Source organism: Paracoccus sp. 22332 (assembly GCF_052045125.1).
In the GTDB taxonomy this organism is placed as follows: Bacteria; Pseudomonadota; Alphaproteobacteria; order Rhodobacterales; family Rhodobacteraceae; genus Paracoccus; species Paracoccus haematequi_A.
Genome location: NZ_JBQEOI010000005.1, coordinates 180,037 through 195,530, shown reverse-complemented (window position 1 = coordinate 195,530; position 15,494 = coordinate 180,037). Strand labels below are relative to the sequence as shown.

19 protein-coding genes are annotated in these 15,494 nt (G+C 67.5%); 5 read left to right on the top strand and 14 right to left on the bottom strand.

Going from position 1 to position 15,494, the window contains the following annotated elements; all coding sequences use genetic code 11:
* Positions 1–126 precede the first annotated feature (126 nt).
* Genes ACTJI6_RS08190 through ACTJI6_RS08170 form a run of 5 tightly spaced genes read right to left on the bottom strand, consistent with a single transcriptional unit; the run spans position 127 to position 4,118 of the window.
* Positions 127–969: a ferredoxin--NADP reductase gene (locus tag ACTJI6_RS08190; RefSeq protein WP_440799516.1), complete on the bottom strand. Its 843-nt coding sequence runs from the start codon at positions 967–969 to the stop codon at positions 127–129.
* A 49-nt stretch (positions 970–1,018) separates the two neighbouring features.
* Positions 1,019–1,405 (bottom strand): DUF934 domain-containing protein, encoded by a 387-nt coding sequence (locus ACTJI6_RS08185; RefSeq protein ID WP_126152831.1) that lies wholly within the window; start codon positions 1,403–1,405, stop codon positions 1,019–1,021.
* Positions 1,402–2,133, bottom strand: a complete 732-nt coding sequence (locus ACTJI6_RS08180) for a phosphoadenylyl-sulfate reductase (protein WP_440799513.1) — start codon at positions 2,131–2,133, stop codon at positions 1,402–1,404. Before ACTJI6_RS08180 ends, ACTJI6_RS08185 begins: the two co-directional genes overlap by 4 nt.
* Complete coding sequence (locus tag ACTJI6_RS08175) at positions 2,126–3,784, bottom strand: nitrite/sulfite reductase (RefSeq protein ID WP_440799510.1); 1,659 nt, start codon at positions 3,782–3,784, stop codon at positions 2,126–2,128. Before ACTJI6_RS08175 ends, ACTJI6_RS08180 begins: the two co-directional genes overlap by 8 nt.
* A complete protein-coding gene (locus tag ACTJI6_RS08170) occupies positions 3,777–4,118 on the bottom strand; it encodes a DUF2849 domain-containing protein (protein WP_440799507.1) in 342 nt (113 codons plus the stop codon). Before ACTJI6_RS08170 ends, ACTJI6_RS08175 begins: the two co-directional genes overlap by 8 nt.
* A 100-nt stretch (positions 4,119–4,218) precedes the next feature.
* Between ACTJI6_RS08170 and ACTJI6_RS08165 the strand changes: the two genes are divergently transcribed.
* The 3 genes from ACTJI6_RS08165 to ACTJI6_RS08155 are packed head-to-tail and all read left to right on the top strand — an operon-like array spanning position 4,219 to position 6,093.
* A complete protein-coding gene (locus tag ACTJI6_RS08165) occupies positions 4,219–4,734 on the top strand; it encodes an Lrp/AsnC family transcriptional regulator (RefSeq protein ID WP_126152827.1) in 516 nt (171 codons plus the stop codon).
* 25 nt (positions 4,735–4,759) lie between these two features.
* Positions 4,760–5,116: an arsenate reductase (glutaredoxin) gene (arsC, locus tag ACTJI6_RS08160; protein ID WP_440799503.1), complete on the top strand. Its 357-nt coding sequence runs from the start codon at positions 4,760–4,762 to the stop codon at positions 5,114–5,116.
* On the top strand, positions 5,116–6,093 hold the full coding sequence (locus ACTJI6_RS08155) for a hypothetical protein (RefSeq protein WP_440799500.1): 978 nt from the start codon (positions 5,116–5,118) through the stop codon (positions 6,091–6,093). The genes arsC and ACTJI6_RS08155 overlap by 1 nt, the downstream gene beginning before the upstream one ends.
* On the opposite strand, the gene ACTJI6_RS08150 is transcribed toward ACTJI6_RS08155, so the two are convergent.
* Genes ACTJI6_RS08150 through ileS form a run of 4 tightly spaced genes read right to left on the bottom strand, consistent with a single transcriptional unit; the run spans position 6,090 to position 10,771 of the window.
* A complete protein-coding gene (locus tag ACTJI6_RS08150) occupies positions 6,090–6,500 on the bottom strand; it encodes an OsmC family protein (protein WP_440799497.1) in 411 nt (136 codons plus the stop codon). The two genes, ACTJI6_RS08155 and ACTJI6_RS08150, sit on opposite strands and share 4 nt — an antisense overlap.
* Positions 6,501–6,559: 59 nt before the next feature.
* Complete coding sequence (mgrA, locus tag ACTJI6_RS08145; protein WP_440799494.1) at positions 6,560–7,597, bottom strand: L-glyceraldehyde 3-phosphate reductase; 1,038 nt, start codon at positions 7,595–7,597, stop codon at positions 6,560–6,562.
* Positions 7,590–7,853: a DUF3253 domain-containing protein gene (locus ACTJI6_RS08140; RefSeq protein ID WP_440799491.1), complete on the bottom strand. Its 264-nt coding sequence runs from the start codon at positions 7,851–7,853 to the stop codon at positions 7,590–7,592. The genes mgrA and ACTJI6_RS08140 overlap by 8 nt, the downstream gene beginning before the upstream one ends.
* Complete coding sequence (gene ileS, locus ACTJI6_RS08135) at positions 7,850–10,771, bottom strand: isoleucine--tRNA ligase (RefSeq protein ID WP_440799488.1); 2,922 nt, start codon at positions 10,769–10,771, stop codon at positions 7,850–7,852. The genes ACTJI6_RS08140 and ileS overlap by 4 nt, the downstream gene beginning before the upstream one ends.
* A 129-nt stretch (positions 10,772–10,900) precedes the next feature.
* Here ileS and ACTJI6_RS08130 point away from each other — a divergent pair, with 129 nt between their 5' ends.
* A complete protein-coding gene (locus ACTJI6_RS08130) occupies positions 10,901–11,725 on the top strand; it encodes a DUF6635 family protein (RefSeq protein ID WP_440799485.1) in 825 nt (274 codons plus the stop codon).
* On the opposite strand, the gene queF is transcribed toward ACTJI6_RS08130, so the two are convergent.
* Positions 11,722–12,183 (bottom strand): preQ(1) synthase, encoded by a 462-nt coding sequence (queF, locus tag ACTJI6_RS08125; protein WP_440799482.1) that lies wholly within the window; start codon positions 12,181–12,183, stop codon positions 11,722–11,724. The genes ACTJI6_RS08130 and queF overlap by 4 nt on opposite strands.
* A 101-nt stretch (positions 12,184–12,284) precedes the next feature.
* Here queF and ACTJI6_RS08120 point away from each other — a divergent pair, with 101 nt between their 5' ends.
* On the top strand, positions 12,285–12,704 hold the full coding sequence (locus tag ACTJI6_RS08120) for a group III truncated hemoglobin (RefSeq protein ID WP_440799479.1): 420 nt from the start codon (positions 12,285–12,287) through the stop codon (positions 12,702–12,704).
* Here the strand turns inward: ACTJI6_RS08120 and ACTJI6_RS08115 are convergent.
* The 4 genes from ACTJI6_RS08115 to ispH form a co-directional block, all read right to left on the bottom strand.
* Positions 12,701–13,333 carry a trimeric intracellular cation channel family protein gene (locus ACTJI6_RS08115; RefSeq protein ID WP_440799476.1) on the bottom strand — a complete coding sequence of 211 codons (633 nt, stop codon included), beginning with the start codon at positions 13,331–13,333 and terminating at the stop codon, positions 12,701–12,703. The two genes, ACTJI6_RS08120 and ACTJI6_RS08115, sit on opposite strands and share 4 nt — an antisense overlap.
* Entirely contained in the window at positions 13,330–13,797 is a 468-nt protein-coding gene (gene rnhA, locus ACTJI6_RS08110; protein WP_126152817.1) for a ribonuclease HI, read from the bottom strand. The genes ACTJI6_RS08115 and rnhA overlap by 4 nt, the downstream gene beginning before the upstream one ends.
* Positions 13,790–14,389 carry a glutathione S-transferase family protein gene (locus ACTJI6_RS08105; RefSeq protein ID WP_440799472.1) on the bottom strand — a complete coding sequence of 200 codons (600 nt, stop codon included), beginning with the start codon at positions 14,387–14,389 and terminating at the stop codon, positions 13,790–13,792. Before ACTJI6_RS08105 ends, rnhA begins: the two co-directional genes overlap by 8 nt.
* A 65-nt stretch (positions 14,390–14,454) precedes the next feature.
* Positions 14,455–15,411: a 4-hydroxy-3-methylbut-2-enyl diphosphate reductase gene (gene ispH, locus ACTJI6_RS08100; RefSeq protein ID WP_440799469.1), complete on the bottom strand. Its 957-nt coding sequence runs from the start codon at positions 15,409–15,411 to the stop codon at positions 14,455–14,457.
* Positions 15,412–15,494 lie beyond the last annotated feature (83 nt).

Here is a 15,494-nt window from a genome sequence, read left to right as displayed (position 1 = left end):
ATGTAACCAGTGTTCGAAGTTGCCGGTTCCAAACAGGTGCGTGACCCGGTCGTGATCGGCGGAAATCCCAATGCAAAAGGGCGCGACCCAAGCCGCGCCCTTGCCGAAATACCGTTCCCGGCAGGCTTAAACGCCGTCGCCGACGAAAGCCTTTTCCACGACGAATTCACGGGGTTCGGAATTCGCGCCCTCGCGCAGGCCGAACCCTTCCAGCACCGCCTTCACATCGACGTTGAAGGCCAGGCTGCCGCACACCATCGCCCGGTCGGTCTCCGGGCTGATCGGCGGCAGGCCCAGATCGGCGAAGACCTTGCCCGAGGTCATGTTGTCCGTGATCCGGCCCATGCGCGGCGATTCTTCCCGCGTGGTGGTGGGGTAATAGATCAGCCGGTTGGCAAAATCCTCGCCATAGATCTCGCCCAGCAGGGGATCGTTCTTCAGGTTTTCCACCAGTTCGCGGCCATAGGTCAGCTCATCCGCCGTGCGGCAGGTATGCATCATGATGACCTGTTCATAGCGTTCGTAGGTTTCCGGGTCGCGCATCAGCGACGCGAAGGGCGCGATGCCGGTGCCGGTCGCCAGGAACCACAGCCGCTTGCCGGGCAGCAGCGCGTCCAGAACCAGCGTGCCCACGGGTTTCGGGCGCAGGATGATTTCATCGCCCGGCTGGATATGCTGCAATTTCGAGGTCAGCGGGCCGTCCGGCACCTTGATCGAATAGAATTCCAGTTCCTCGTCCCAATTGGGGCTGGCGATGGAATAGGCCCGCAGCAAGGGCTTGCCGTTGTCGCCCAGCAGCCCGATCATCACGAATTCGCCCGACCGGAACCGCAGCGACGCGGGGCGCGTCACGCGGAAGGAAAACAGGCTGTCCGTCCAGTGCTTGACGGCCGTCACCGTCTGCGCGTCGGGAAGTGTCTTTGGGGCGGGCTTGGGGGCGGCATCGGCCACGGGGATGTCCAGCGTCATGTCAATTCCTGAGCGGTTCTAGTCGATGCGGCGGCGGGGCGGAACCCCCTTAGCCCGCCAGCTTCGCGCGGTGGTCGAAGGCCTTCCAGTCGGCGCGCGCGATCCATTGATCCTGCGGCTGGCGGGCGGCGATGTCCGGGGCCACCTCGACTTCGCAAAAGCCGACGCGGCGCGCCATCGCGTATTGGTCGGCGATCAGCCGCCCGGATGCGCGAAGACGGCCCTGATAGCCCAGTTCCCGCAGGCGGCGCGCCAGCGAAAAGCCGCGACCGTCGGTGAAGGACGGAAAGTCGATGGCGATCAACTCTCGGTCCAGATACTGCTCCAGATCCGCCAGCGGCGTATCGGGGGCCAGAACTTCGTCGGCTTCCTGGACCAGCGGATGAAAGCCGTCGTCGCGCGCGATGACGCGTTCGCTGTTCAGTCGGTCTGTCATGCCGGAACCTTTCCGCGGACGATCTTGCCGCCGATGAAGTGAATGCCGCATTCGGTCTTGTCCTGGCCGCGCCAGCGTCCGGCGCGCGGATCCTCGCCCGGCTTCACCGGCGAGGTGCAGGGCGCGCAACCGATCGAGGGATAGCCGCGCGCCACCAGCGGATGACGGGGCAGGTTGTTCTCGGCCATGTATTCCTGCACGTCCTCGCTGCGCCAATGGGCCAGCGGGTTGATGCGCAGCCGCGACGGCGGCTCGGGTTCGAAGAATTCCAGCGCGGCGCGGTCGCTGTTCTGGAACCGCTTGCGCCCGGTGATCCAGGCGTCATAGCCCGACAGAACGCGTTCCAGCGGCACCGTCTTGCGGAAATCGCAGCAGGCGTTGGCGTCGAATTGGTGCAGCGTGCCGTCGGGATCGTGCCGGGCGACCTCGGCCTCGGTGGCGCGGATCACCTGGATATTGGTCAGGCCCAGCTTGGCCGCGACCTCTTGCTGATAATCCAGCGTCTCGGGGAACAGCATCTGCGTGTCGATGAACAGCACCGGCAGGCCCGGCGCCACCACGCTGACCATATGCAGCAGCACCACCGATTCGGCGCCAAAGGACGACACCAGCGTCACCCGGCCCAGGTCGGGGTCGCTGACCGCGCGGCGCAGAACCTCGGTCGCGGCATGATGGCGATAGCGGTCGTTCAGCCGCGCGGCGCGGCTGTCCAGAGTATCGTCAAGCATGGGCGGGCTCGGGATAGAGGGCGGCCTTGAAGGGCGCCGGGCCAAGCCTGCGATAGGCGTCGATGAAGCGTTCGGACGCGTCCGCCCGCACCTCCAGATAGGTGCGCAGCAGCCGGTCGATGGCGGGCACCACCTGGTCATAGGGGAAGCCAGCGCCGGCGCGTTCGCCGATGGCCGGGATGTCGTATCCGTCGCCGCCCAGGGTGATCTGATAGTTTTCCACCCCTGCCCGGTCCAGGCCCAGGATGCCGATATGGCCCAGGTGGTGATGCCCGCAGGCGTTGATGCAGCCCGAGATGCGGATGTTCAGCTTGCCGATCTCGTCTTCCAGGCCGTTGTCCTTGAAATGGGTCGCGATCTCTTGCGCGATGGGGATCGAGCGCGCGGTGGCCAGCGTGCAGTAATCCATGCCGGGGCAGGCGATGATGTCGCTGGTCAGCCCGGCATTGGCCGTGGCCAGCCCGGCCTTTTGCAACGCGGCATAGACGGCGGGCAGGTCGGACTTGTGGACATGGGGCAGCACGACGTTCTGGTCATGGCTGATGCGCAGGTCGGCATGGCCGTATTGTTCCGCCAGATCGGCCAGCAGCCGCATCTGGTCGGCCGAGGCATCGCCGGGTGTCGCGCCATGCGTCTTGAAGGTGACGATGACGCTGGCATAGCCGTCCACCTTGTGCGGATGCAGGTTGGTGTCCGTCCAGCTGCGGAAAGCGCCGTTCTTCGCCTGCTCGGCCTCGAAGCTGTCGGTCGCGCCGTTGCGGAAGGCGGGGGCGGCGAAGCGGTCGCGGAAGATCGCCAGCGCCTCGCGGTCGGCGCCGTGGAAGTCGCGGCGGCGCTTGGCGAATTCCTCCTCGACCTCGGCCTTGAAGACATCCAGGCCGCGTTCGTGGACAGTGATCTTGATGCGCGCCTTGTATTTGTTGTCGCGGCGTCCCGACAGGTTGTAGGTCGAGATGATCGCCTCGATATAGGCCAGCAGGTCTTCCTCGGGCAGGAAGTCGCGGATCACCTTGCCCAGCATGGGCGTGCGGCCCAGGCCGCCGCCCACCCAGACCTCGAACCCCGTCCTGCCATCCTGCTGGCGCAGGCGCAGTCCGATGTCATGGGCGGCGACAAGCGCCCGGTCGCGCGCGGCGCCGGTGATGGCGATCTTGAACTTGCGCGGCAGGAACTGGAATTCCGCGTGGTCGGTGGACCAGCTGCGCAGCAGTTCCGCATAGGGGCGCGGGTCCATGTATTCGTCGGCGGCGGCCCCCGCGAAGGCGTCGGTGGTGACGTTGCGGATGGTGTTGCCCGAGGTCTGGATGGCGTGCATGCCCACCGAGGCCAGCTTGTCCAGCATGTCGGGAATGTCCACCAGCCGGGGCCAGTTGAACTGGATGTTCTGCCGCGTCGTCCAGTGGCCGTAACCCTTGTCATAGGTCTCGGCCAGATGGGCCAGCATCCGCATCTGGTCGGGGCTGATCGTGCCGTAGGGAATGGCGATCCGCAGCATATAGGCGTGCAGTTGCAGATAGACCCCGTTCATCAGGCGCAGGGGGCGGAATTCGTCTTCCGTCAGGCTGCCGTCCAGGCGTCGTTCGACCTGGGCGCGGAACTGGGCCGCACGGTGGCGCACATAGTCGGTTTCGACGGGACGAACGTCAAACATTGCTGGCCTCGGTCAGGTTGGCTTGCTTCAGGGTCTGGATGCCGTGGAAATAGTTGGATGGTCCCCGCTGGCGGAACGCCTCGCGGAAATGGGTCGGCTCGGGGCCGTTCGGGCCGCGGCGGGCTTCCACCAGATAGGGGCCGACGACGATGTTCGACTGTCCCACCGCCTTCAGCAGCGCCAGATCCGCGATGGCCTCGTCCTCGAACAGGGTCGCATGGGCGGGATCGGCGGTCCAGCCGTCCTCGCACATCCAGACGTTATGGCCTTCGCGCAGGTCGTTTGCGGTGATGACGCCGGGCTTGGCGGCCGTCGGGACGAAGGCTTTGCTCATGGTCGGACCCTTTCGGAGTGGTCTCTATAATATAGAATTTTGTTCTGGATCTTTGCGATAGGGTCTGGAAAATAAGGACATTCAGCCACGATGGTCGGTCATGCCGGAACAGCTTCCACAGATTGCAGGTGCAGCGAAAACAAATTTCCGGCTGGACGAGGTGGATCGCAAAATCCTGTCCCTGTTGCAAGAGGATGCGAGCCTGTCCCTGGACCAGATCGCCGACCGCGTGGGGGCATCCAAGACCCCGGTCTGGAACCGGATCCGCAAGCTGCGCGAGGCCGGGGTGATCCGCCGCCAGGTGGCGATTCTGGACCCCGAGGCCCTGGGGCTGGAGGCCTGCTTCTTCGTGCTGATCCGCACCAGCGAACATGACAAGGACTGGGCCGCGCGCTTCCTGAAGGCCCTGCGCGACCGCCCCGAGGTGATCGAGGCCCACCGGCTGGCGGGCGACATCGACTATATCCTGAAGGTGCAGGTGAAAAACGCCCGCGCCTATGACCGCTTCTACCAGTCGCTGATCGGCGAGGTGAAGATCCACAACGTCACCGCCCTGCTGTCGATGGAGGAGATCAAGGCGACAAGCGCGCTTCCCATCCCGGAAGCCGGGCGCTAGGCTTCGCGCGACCGCAGGAGGCCGCATGTCCGACTATACGATCTGGCACAATCCGAAATGCTCGACCTCTCGATTCGTGCTGCAAGCCCTGCGGGATTCGGGGGCGGATGTGACGGTGCGCGACTATCAGGCGCAGCCGCCCACGGCCGATGAACTGCGCGCGGCCCTGAACCGGCTGGGCATCGCGCCGCGCGAATTGCTGCGGCGGAAGAACACGCCCTATGACGACCTGGGGCTAGCCGATCCGTCGCTGTCCGACGACGCGCTGATCGCGGCGATGGCGGACCATCCGGCGCTGATCGAACGCCCGGTGGTCTTCGGACCCCAGGGCGCGCGGCTGTGCCGCCCCAAGGAAACCGTCTTCGACCTGCTGGGCGGGTGATGGCGCCGAACCTTCTGATCGTCGCGCAAGCTGGGCGGTTGGAGTTTCAGGCGATCATCTTCGCGGCCAGCCTGCGCCATTCCGCCCCCGGCTTCACCGGCCGCCTGATCGTCGCCGAACCCCGGCCCGACGGCGCCTGGGCCGGTCACGACACCCTGATGGCCGACGACAGCCGCGCCCTGCTGGAAAGCCTGGGGGCACGGATCACCCCCTTCACCGCCCGCCATTTCGGCGCAGCCTATCCTTACGGCAACAAGATCGAGGCGCTGCCGGTGCTGCCCGCGGACGAGCCGTTCGTGTTCTTCGACACCGACACGCTGATCACCGGCCCGCTGGACCGGGTGCCTTTCGGAACGCGGCCTTCCGCGTCCATGCGGCGCGAAGGAACATGGCCGCAGCCACCGCTTTACGGACCGGGCCATGCGGCGATCTGGAAATCGCTCTATGACCGCTTCGGCCTGGACTTCGCGTCGTCACTGGACCTGTCCCGACCGGACGAGCATTGGGAACGTTACCTGTACTTCAACGCCGGCTGGTTCTGCGGTCCCGACCCGGCGGTGTTCGGGCGACGCTTCCTGGACTGGGCGCTGTCGGTGCGGGGCGATCCGCCCGACGAACTGGCCTGCCAGAGCCTCGACCCCTGGCTGGATCAGGTCGTCTTGCCGCTGGTCATCCACAGCCTGGGCGGCGGGCGCCCCGGTTCAGACCTTGCGGGTCTGGACGGCGGCGTGACCTGCCATTACCGCAACCTGCCGCTGCTCTATGCCCGCGAATCCGACGCGGTGCTGGCGCTGCTGGAGGCCGCCGTCGCGCCCAACCGGATCAAGAAGCGGCTGCGCGACTGGGAACCGGCCAGGAAGCTGGTCTATCAGGGCAAGGGCCGCGACAAGCTGCGGCCGCTGTTCGCGGGCGGCCTGCCGCCGCGCGAAAAGCCGCTCCGCCAGGCGCTGAAGAAACACGGCTGGTGGTGGGATTAGCCCTGCCCCACCGACACCTGCACCGGGATCCCGCGCGGCAGGGAACAGCCGACCATCGAACCGGCCTTGGCTTCCTCGATCAGCGCCGCAGGGTCCGATCCATCCTCGGTGGCGCATTGCACCACCATGTCCGCCCCGGTGGCAATCAGCGGATCGCCCTCCATCGCCAGATGCACCTTGACCGCGACCGAGGCGATGCCCACCCCGCGCCGATGCGCGATGTAGCGCAGGTCGTTGCAGAAGCAGCCGCCGATGGCCAGGGCCAGCAGTTGCGCGCCGTTGAAGCCCAGGCCCATGCCGCCCGCGCGCCCCTCGGGGCGGTCGGCGATCAGGCAATGGCCGCCCGCCCAGCCGATGGCGGCCTCGGTCCCCGGCACGTTCATCAGGCTGACGCTGACGACAGGCATGGCGCCCCCCCTTGGCTGTGCATGGCGCCAGTCTAGCACGGCCGGGCGGCGCTGTCGCCTCAGCCCTCGCCCGCGCCTTCGGTCGATCCGCGCCAGATGTTCACGTCGCCGCCGGCCGACAGTTCGTCGATGCGCGCCAGTTCGTCGGCGCTGAAATCCAGCCGGTCCAGCGCGCCGACACAATCGACCACCTGCGAGGCGCGGGACGCCCCGATCAGCGCACTGGTCACGCGCCCGTCGCGCAGCGCCCAGGCCACCGCCATCTGCGCCAGCGTCTGCCCGCGCGCGGCCGCCAGGTCGTTCAACCCGTTCAGGCGTCGGGTCATGTCGTCGGTCAGCCAGTCCTGGGCCAGGGACTTGCCCTGCGCCGCGCGACTGTCCTGCGGGATGCCCTTCAGGTATTTGCCGGTCAGCATCCCCTGCGCCAGGGGCGTAAAGACGATGCTGCCGACCCCCTGGGCGTCCAGCGTGTCCAGCAGCCCGTCGCGTTCAATCCAGCGGTTCAGCATGTTGTAGCTGGGCTGGTGGATCAGGCAGGGCGTGCCCAGATCGCGCAGGATCGCCGCCGCCTCGGCCGTGCGGGCGCTGTTATAGCTGGAAATCCCGACATAGAGCGCCTTGCCCGACCGCACGATCTGATCCAGCGCGCCCATGGTTTCCTCCAGCGGCGTGTCGGGATCGAAGCGGTGGGAATAGAAGATGTCGACGTAATCCACGCCCAGCCGTTTCAGCGACTGGTCGCAGGACGCGATCAGGTATTTGCGGCTGCCATATTCGCCATAGGGTCCGGGCCACATGGTCCAGCCCGCCTTGCTGCTGATGATCAGCTCGTCGCGATGGCCCGCGAAATCGCCGCGCAGGATCTCGCCAAAGGCTTCCTCGGCGCTGCCGGGGGGCGGGCCATAGTTGTTGGCCAGGTCGAAATGGGTGATGCCCAGATCGAAGGCGGTGCGGCAGATCTCTCGCTTGGTCTGGTGCGGCGTGTCATGGCCGAAATTGTGCCACAGACCCAGGCTGATCGCGGGCAGCTTCAGCCCGGACCGGCCGCAGCGGCGGTATTGCATCCGGTCGTAACGGTCGCTTGCGGGCTTATACATCGCGCGTCTCCTTCGGTGTCGCGGGGGACAGGCGGATCGGTCCCCGAATATTTGTGCCGGTAACGGGTACCCCGCCCTGGGTGATGCGCAGCAACCCCTGGTCCTGCAACCGCAGCGCCTGATCGCGGATCGGATCCATCAGCGGACGCCAGTCGGCTGCCAGATCCCGCGCGACCTCGCTGGGACAGCAGGTCGTGCCGGGGCGCAGGGCTTCGACCCGCGCCAGGATCGCCCGGCGCAGGTCGTCATCCGTCATGCCAGCACGTCGTCGCAGCGGGCGCAGACGCCGGGATGGGCGTGGCTGCCCACATCGGGCAGGATCTTCCAGCAGCGCTGGCATTTCTCGCCGTCCGCCAGTTCGAAGACCACGCCCATGCCGGGGATCTCGGCCATGCGGAAGGCCTCGGCCGGGGCTGGATCGGCGGTCAGCGACAGGTCCGAGGTGATGCAGACATCCGCGAAATCCACCGATTTCAGCGCCGCCAGCATGTCCCGATCCTCGACATGGACGACCGGCGCGGCCTCCAGGCTGGCGCCGATGGTCTTGTCGGCGCGCCGGACCTCCAAAGCGGCGGTGACGATGCGCCGGGCGCGGCGCACATGGTCCCACTTCACCGCCAGCGGCTCGTTCAGCCAGTCGGCGGGCGTGTCGGGGAAATCGTGCAGATGCACGCTGTCGTCATAAGACGGGAAGCGCGACAGCCACACATCCTCGGTCGTGAAGGGCAGGATCGGCGCCAGCCAGGTGACCAGCCGGTGGAACAGGATGTCCAGCACCGTCCGCGCGGCCCGGCGGCGCGGGTTGTCCGCCGCGTCGCAATACAGGCTGTCCTTGCGGATGTCGAAATAGAAGGCCGACAGATCGACGGTGCAGAACTGGAACAGCGTCTGGAACACGCCCTGGAAATCGAACTGGTCGTACCCCCTGCGGACCGCGTGATCCAGTTGCGCCAGCCGGTGCAGAACCCACTGCTCCAGCTCGGGCATCTGCGCCGGGTCCAGCTTCTCGGCATCGCTGAAGCCATCCAGCGCGCCCAGCAGGAAGCGCAGCGTGTTGCGCAACCGGCGATAGCTGTCGGCGGTGCCCTTCAGGATCTCCGGCCCGATCCGCTGGTCGGCGCTGTAGTCCGCCTGTGCCACCCACAGCCGCAGGATGTCGGCGCCGTATTGCTCGATCACCTTCGCGGGCACGATGGTATTGCCCAGCGACTTGGACATCTTCATGCCCTTCTCGTCCAGCGTGAAGCCATGCGTCAGGACGTTGCGATAGGGCGCCCGGCCCTTGGTCGCGCAGCCTTGCAGCAATGACGACTGGAACCAGCCGCGATGCTGGTCGGTGCCCTCCAGATAGACGTCGGCGATCCCGTCCGGCGTCCCGTCCGCGCGGTCGCGCAGCACGAAGGCATGGGTCGAGCCGCTGTCGAACCACACGTCCAGCACGTCCATGACCTGATCATAGTCGTCGGGATTCGCCACGCCCTCCAGAACGTGCGCTTTGAAGCCGTCGCGATACCAGACATCGGCGCCCTCGGCTTCGAACGCGGCGATGATGCGGTCGTTGACCCGCTGGTCGCGCAGCAGGAAATCGTCGTCGCCCGGCTTCGCGCCGCGGCGCACGAAACAGGTCAGCGGCACGCCCCAGGCCCGCTGGCGCGACAGCACCCAGTCGGGACGGTTCTCGACCATCGAATGGATCCGGTTGCGCCCCGATTGCGGCCACCATTTCACCAGCTTGTCGATGCTGGTCAGCGCCCGCGTGCGGATCGTGTCGCCATAGTCGTTCATGCCGTCGGCCAGCGGCTTGTCGATGGCCGCGAACCATTGCGGAGTGTTGCGATAGATCAGCGGCGCCTTGGACCGCCAGCTATGGGGATAGGAATGCTTGATCTTCCCCTTGGCCAGCAGCGCGCCCGCATAGGCCAGTTGCTTGATGACGCTGACATTGGCGGGGCCGTCCTTGCCGTCCGCGTCGATGATCGCCTGCCCGCCGAACAGCGGCAGATCGGCGCGATAACGGCCGTCCGGCTCGACGTTATAGGTCATCGGAAGCTTGTATTTCAGCCCCAGCTGATAGTCGTCGTCGCCATGGCTGGGTGCGGTATGGACAAATCCCGTGCCCGCGTCGTCGGTGACATGGTCGCCGGGCAGCAGCGGCACGTCATAATCCCATTCGCCATTGCCGCCCTCGACGCCGCGAAACGGGTGGGCCAGCACCACGCTCTCCAGATCCGCCGCCGCCACGTCGCCCAGGCGGCTGAACTCCTCGACCTTCGCGGCCTTCATGACGCTTTCGGCCAAGGCATCGGCCAGCACCAGCACCTCTCCCGCCGTGGCGGTTGCGCCCTCGGCCACCGCGCCGACCTCATAAAGCCCGTATCCGATCGCCGGGTTGAAGGCGACCGCCCGGTTCTGCGGAATGGTCCAGGGCGTCGTCGTCCAGATCACCACGCTGACGGGCTTCTTCTTTGCCCAAATACCCTGCCCGCTTTCCACCCGGAACCGCACCCAGATCGTGTGGCTGGTGTGGTCCTTGTATTCCACCTCGGCCTCGGCCAGCGCGGTCTTTTCGACCGGAGACCACATCACCGGCTTCGACCCCTGATACAGCGCGCCGTTCATCACCAGCTTCATGAACTCGGCCGCGATCACCGCCTCGGCATGGAAATCCATCGTCAGATAGGGATCGTCCCACTTGCCGGTCACGCCCAGGCGCTTGAATTCCTGCCGCTGGATATCCACCCATTCGTCGGCGAAGCGGCGGCATTCCTGGCGGAACTCCACCATGTCCACGGCGTCCTTGTCGCGGCCCTCGGCGCGGTATTTCTCCTCGATCTTCCATTCGATCGGCAGGCCGTGGCAGTCCCAGCCCGGCACATAGCGCGCGTCGCGGCCCATCATCTGGTGGCTGCGCACCACGATGTCCTTGATCGTCTTGTTCAGCGCGTGGCCGATATGCAGATGCCCGTTCGCATAGGGCGGGCCATCATGCAGGATGAAGGGCGCGCGGCCTTCCGCCCGTTCGCGCAGGCGGTCATAGATGCCGATCCGGTCCCAGCGGGCCAGCCATTCCGGTTCGCGCTGCGGCAGGGCCGCGCGCATGGGAAACTCGGTCTGCGGCAGGAACACGGTGTCGCGGTAGTCGGGGGCGTCGGTCGTGGCGGTATCGGCGGCCATCGGGGCTTCCTTCGGGGAGGGGCTTCGGACAGGCATGACCCGGCGGCGCGAAACCTCACGCCGCCGGGTTGCTAATTCGGGGTCCGAACGCCAGAAATTCCATGCCGACCTCTATAGAAAGGCGCCCGCGTGCCCGCAACCCTGACAGATGACGCGATGGCCCGCCGCCGCGCCGCCGTATCGCGCTTCGTCCGCGACCGATACGGGCCGCGCGGCACATGGCGGCTGCACCGCGCGGCACTTGGGCTGGATCTGCTGCGCGCCCCGCTGAACGTGATGCTGTCGCCGGTCTTCCTTCTGACGCGGCTGCTGGCCTGGCTGTTGTCGCGACTGGGCGCGCGCCGCGCAGGCGCCTGGCTGGCGGCGCGGCGGATCTTTCTGCCCTCGGACATGGGCCGGGTGATCGAGTCCGACCTGATCCGCCTGATCACCGACCTGGACGCCCAGGGAATCGGACCCGGCGCGCCGCCCGCCGCCGTGCGCCGCGAAGCCGCGGCCCTGGCCGAGACCCGCAACGCCGTGTCCGAGATCGCCACCTCGCTGATCGTGCTGGCCTTTGGCTGGGCCCTGTTCAACCGCGCCACGCCGGGGGTGATTTCCTTGGCCGGACCGCTGGCGGAACTGCGCGCCCATGCCACGGCGGTAAACGATTTCCTGCTGGGCGACACGTTGGGCCGCGCCTGGTACTGGGCCTTTCCGGTCGAGCTGTCGCCCTGGGCGGTGGTCCTGACCGGCATCGCCCTGGCGGTGATCGGGTCTCTGGTCACGACCTTCGCCGGGCTGGTCGCCGACCCGGTGCAGGCCTGGACCGGCATCCACCGCCGCCGCATCCTGCGCCTTCTGGCGCGGCTGGATGCGGCCCGTCCCGGTGGCGGCATCGGGGCCGAGCATATCCTGGCCCGCGCCGGCGATCTGTCGGACGCGGCGCTGCTGGTCTGGCGGAACCTGCGCTAACCGCGCCCGCGATAGCCCGCGACACCCTGATCGGGCAGCCACAGCCCGGCGGGCGCGGCCCCCGTCTGCCAGAACACGTCGATGGGCATCCCGCCGCGCGGATACCAGTATCCGCCGATCCGAAGCCATTGCGGCGCGATGGCCTGGACCAGCCGCTTGCCGATGCCCACCGTGCAATCCTCATGGAACGCGCCGTGGTTGCGGAAGCTGCCCAGGAACAGCTTCAGCGACTTGGATTCCACCAGCCAGTCACCGGGAACATAGTCGATCACCAGATGCGCGAAATCCGGCTGGCCGGTGATCGGGCACAGGCTGGTGAACTCGGGCTGCGTGAAGCGGACGGCATAAACCTCGCCCGCCTGGGGGTTCGGCACGCGCTCCAGCACGGCCTGGTCCGGGCTGGCGGGCAGGTCGGTCCGGGCGCCAAGCTGGGTCAGGGCGTCGGAGTAATGGGACATGGGGCTTCCTTTCGAGCGGCGCGCGGCCATAGCAGCCGCCGCCCCATGCGTCAAACCGCGCCTTGCGCCGGGCCGGGCCGCGCGCCACATGAGATCCGACCATGAACAGACAAGCCGCCATGATTCCGCCCCGCTTCGACGTGACCGCCGCGCAGATCGACCGCGTGGTCGCCGTCTTCTACGGCGCCGTCCGGCGGCACGAGGTGCTGGGTCCGGTCTTCGCCAACCACGTCGCCGACTGGCCCACGCATGAGGCAAAGATCGCCGCCTTCTGGCGCAATGCGATCCTTTATGAACGCAGCTATGACGGCAGCCCGATGCGCGCCCATATGCGGGCGGGCGACGTGCGCGCGGATCATTTCCCGATCTGGCTGGCGCTGTTCGACGAGACCCTGCGCCGCACCCTGCCGCCGGACCCCGCCCGCGCCTGGTCGGCGCTGGCCCACCGCATCGGCGCCGGGTTGCGCATGGGGGTCGAGGATGTCCGCCCCACCCGCGAAGGCCCGCCGATCCTGCGCTAGCGGCGCGGCGGGCGCGCCTTGTAGGTCGGCAGGCTCCAGCCCAGCAGCAGGCTGCCCGCCCGCAGCGCGATGACCACCAGCCCGCAAAGGATCAGCGCCATCGGGCGCGGCATCCCGACGCCGATCAGCGCGACCCCGACCAGGGCGCCGCCGAAGGTCGCGGTGACGTAAAGCTCTTTCTGCTTCAGGACCATGGGCAGTTCGTTGCCCACCACGTCGCGGATCAGCCCACCGAAGGTGCCGGTCACGACGCCCATCGCCACCGCGACGACCGGCGCCGCGCCGGTTTCCAGCGCCAGCCCGACGCCGGCAGGCACCGCCACCGCCAGCGCGAAGGCGTCCAGCCAGACGATCAGATTATAGCGGCTTTCGAACAGATGCGCGGTGAAGAACACAACGACCGCCGCGCCCGCCGTCAGCAGGATCAGTTCCGGCCGCTGCACCCAGAAGACCGGATCGCGCCCCAGCACCAGATCGCGCACCGTGCCGCCGCCGATGCCCGTCAGCGTGGCGAAGAAGATGAAGCCCACCAGGTCAAGCTGCGCCCGGCTGGCGACCAGGGCCCCGGTCAGCGCGAACACCAGCACGCTGGCATAATCCAGCAGCGGGACAAGCGCCCCGACGCTCACCCCGCGACCCTGGCGGGCTTGAAGGGCGCCATGCCCGCGCGGGCCAGTTCGTCGGCGCGTTCGTTTTCGGGGTGGCCCGCATGGCCCTTGATCCAGGCCCAGGTCACGTCATGGCGCCGCCGGGCCTCGTCCAGGCGCTGCCACAATTCGGCATTCTTGACGGGCTTCCTGTCGGCCGTGCGCCAGCCGTTCTTCTTCCAGCCGTGGATCCACTGGGTCACGCCGTTCTTCACATAGGCGCTGTCGGTGGTGATGGTGATCGCACTGGGCCGGGCCAGAACCTCCAGCGCGCTGATCGCGGCCATCAGCTCCATCCGGTTGTTGGTGGTCAGCGCCTCGCCCCCGGACAGCTCGCGTTCCTTGACGACGGTATCCCCGTCCATGGCGCGCATCAGCACGCCCCAGCCGCCGGGGCCGGGATTGCCGCTGCACGCGCCGTCGGTCCAGGCGAAAAGCTCAGCCATCCAGCCCCACATATCCCGGCAACGCCGCCACCCGGTCCAGCCAGCGGTTGACGGCCGGGAACCGCGCCATCTCGAACCCGCCCCGATCGCCCGCCGTATGGGTATAGCCGTAAAGGCAGATGTCGGCCAAGCTGATCGCATCCCCCGCCAGCCAGTCATGGCCCGCCAGCCGGTCCTCCAGCACCTGCAACACGGCATGGCCCCGTTCCAGCAGGTCGGCCAGCCGCTCGGGCGTGGCCTGCGCCGCGCGGTCGGGATAGGTCCGCAGGGCGGCGCGCACGGCGATCACCGGCTCGTGGTTGTATTGCTCCCAGAACATCCAGGCCAGCATCTGCGCGCGGACCACCGGATCGGCGGGAACGAACGCCGTCCCCTCGCCCAGAAACCACAGGATCGCGTCGGATTCGCCCAAGGCCCGGCCATCGTCCAGAACCAGCGCCGGCACCTTGCCATAGGGCAGCACCGCCTTCGCCCGCGCCAGATTGGCCGAGCCATATTCGCAATCCACGACCTCGACCGCCCGGCCCGTCAGCGCCAGCAGCAACCGGACCTTGTAGCTGTTGCCCGACGAGGGCATGGAATAAAGCCGCACCTGCTTTCACCTTTGCACAAATATCCTCTGGGGGTCCGGGGGGCGAAGCGCCCCCGGCCTGGCCGTCAGGCGCTGTCGCGCAGCACCTTCGGCACCTTGAACTCGACGTTCTCCTGCGCCGTCTCGACGATCTCGACCGTCACGTCATAGCGGGCGCGGAAGACGTCGATGACCTCGTTCACCAGCACCTCGGGGGCGCTTGCGCCCGCCGTGACGCCCACCGCGCGGGCGCCGTCGATGGCGCGCCAGTCGATCTGGTCGGCGCGCATCACCAGCTGCGAATAGGCGCAGCCCGCAGCCCGCCCGACCTCGACCAGCCGCTTGGAATTGGACGAATTCGGCGCCCCGATCACAAGCAGCGCGTCGATCTTGTGCGCGACCGCCTTGACGGCGGCCTGCCGGTTGGTGGTGGCATAGCAGATATCCTCGCGCGCGGGGCCGTGGATGGCGGGAAAACGCGCCTTCAGCGCCGCCACGATTTCGGCGGTGTCGTCCACCGACAGCGTGGTCTGGGTGATGAAGGCCAGCCGCGCCGGGTCGCGCGGCGCGAGGGCGGCCACATCGGCGACCGTCTCGACCAGGATCACCTCGCCCTCGGGCAGTTGCCCCATCGTGCCCAGCACCTCGGGGTGGCCGGCATGGCCGATCATCACCATCTGCAACCCCTCGGCATGATGGCGGGCGGCCTCGTTATGGACCTTGGTGACCAGCGGGCAGGTCGCGTCCACATGGATCATGTTGCGCCGCCGCGCCTCGGCGGGGACGGCCTTGGGCACACCATGGGCCGAAAAGATCACCGGGCGGTCGTCGGGCACCTCGTCCAGTTCCTCGACGAAGACCGCGCCCTGGTCGCGCAGGCTGTCCACCACGAACTTGTTGTGGACGATCTCGTGGCGGACATAGACGGGGGCGCCCCATTTCTGCAACGCCATCTCGACGATCTTGATGGCGCGGTCCACGCCCGCGCAGAATCCGCGCGGCGCGGCAAGATACAGCATCAAGGGGGGCTTTGCGTGTTCCATGCCCCCGAGGTAGCGCGGCGGGGCCATTTCGTCCAGCCGCAAGCCCGTCACAAGCTTGCAATGCCATCCCCGCCGCGCCACCA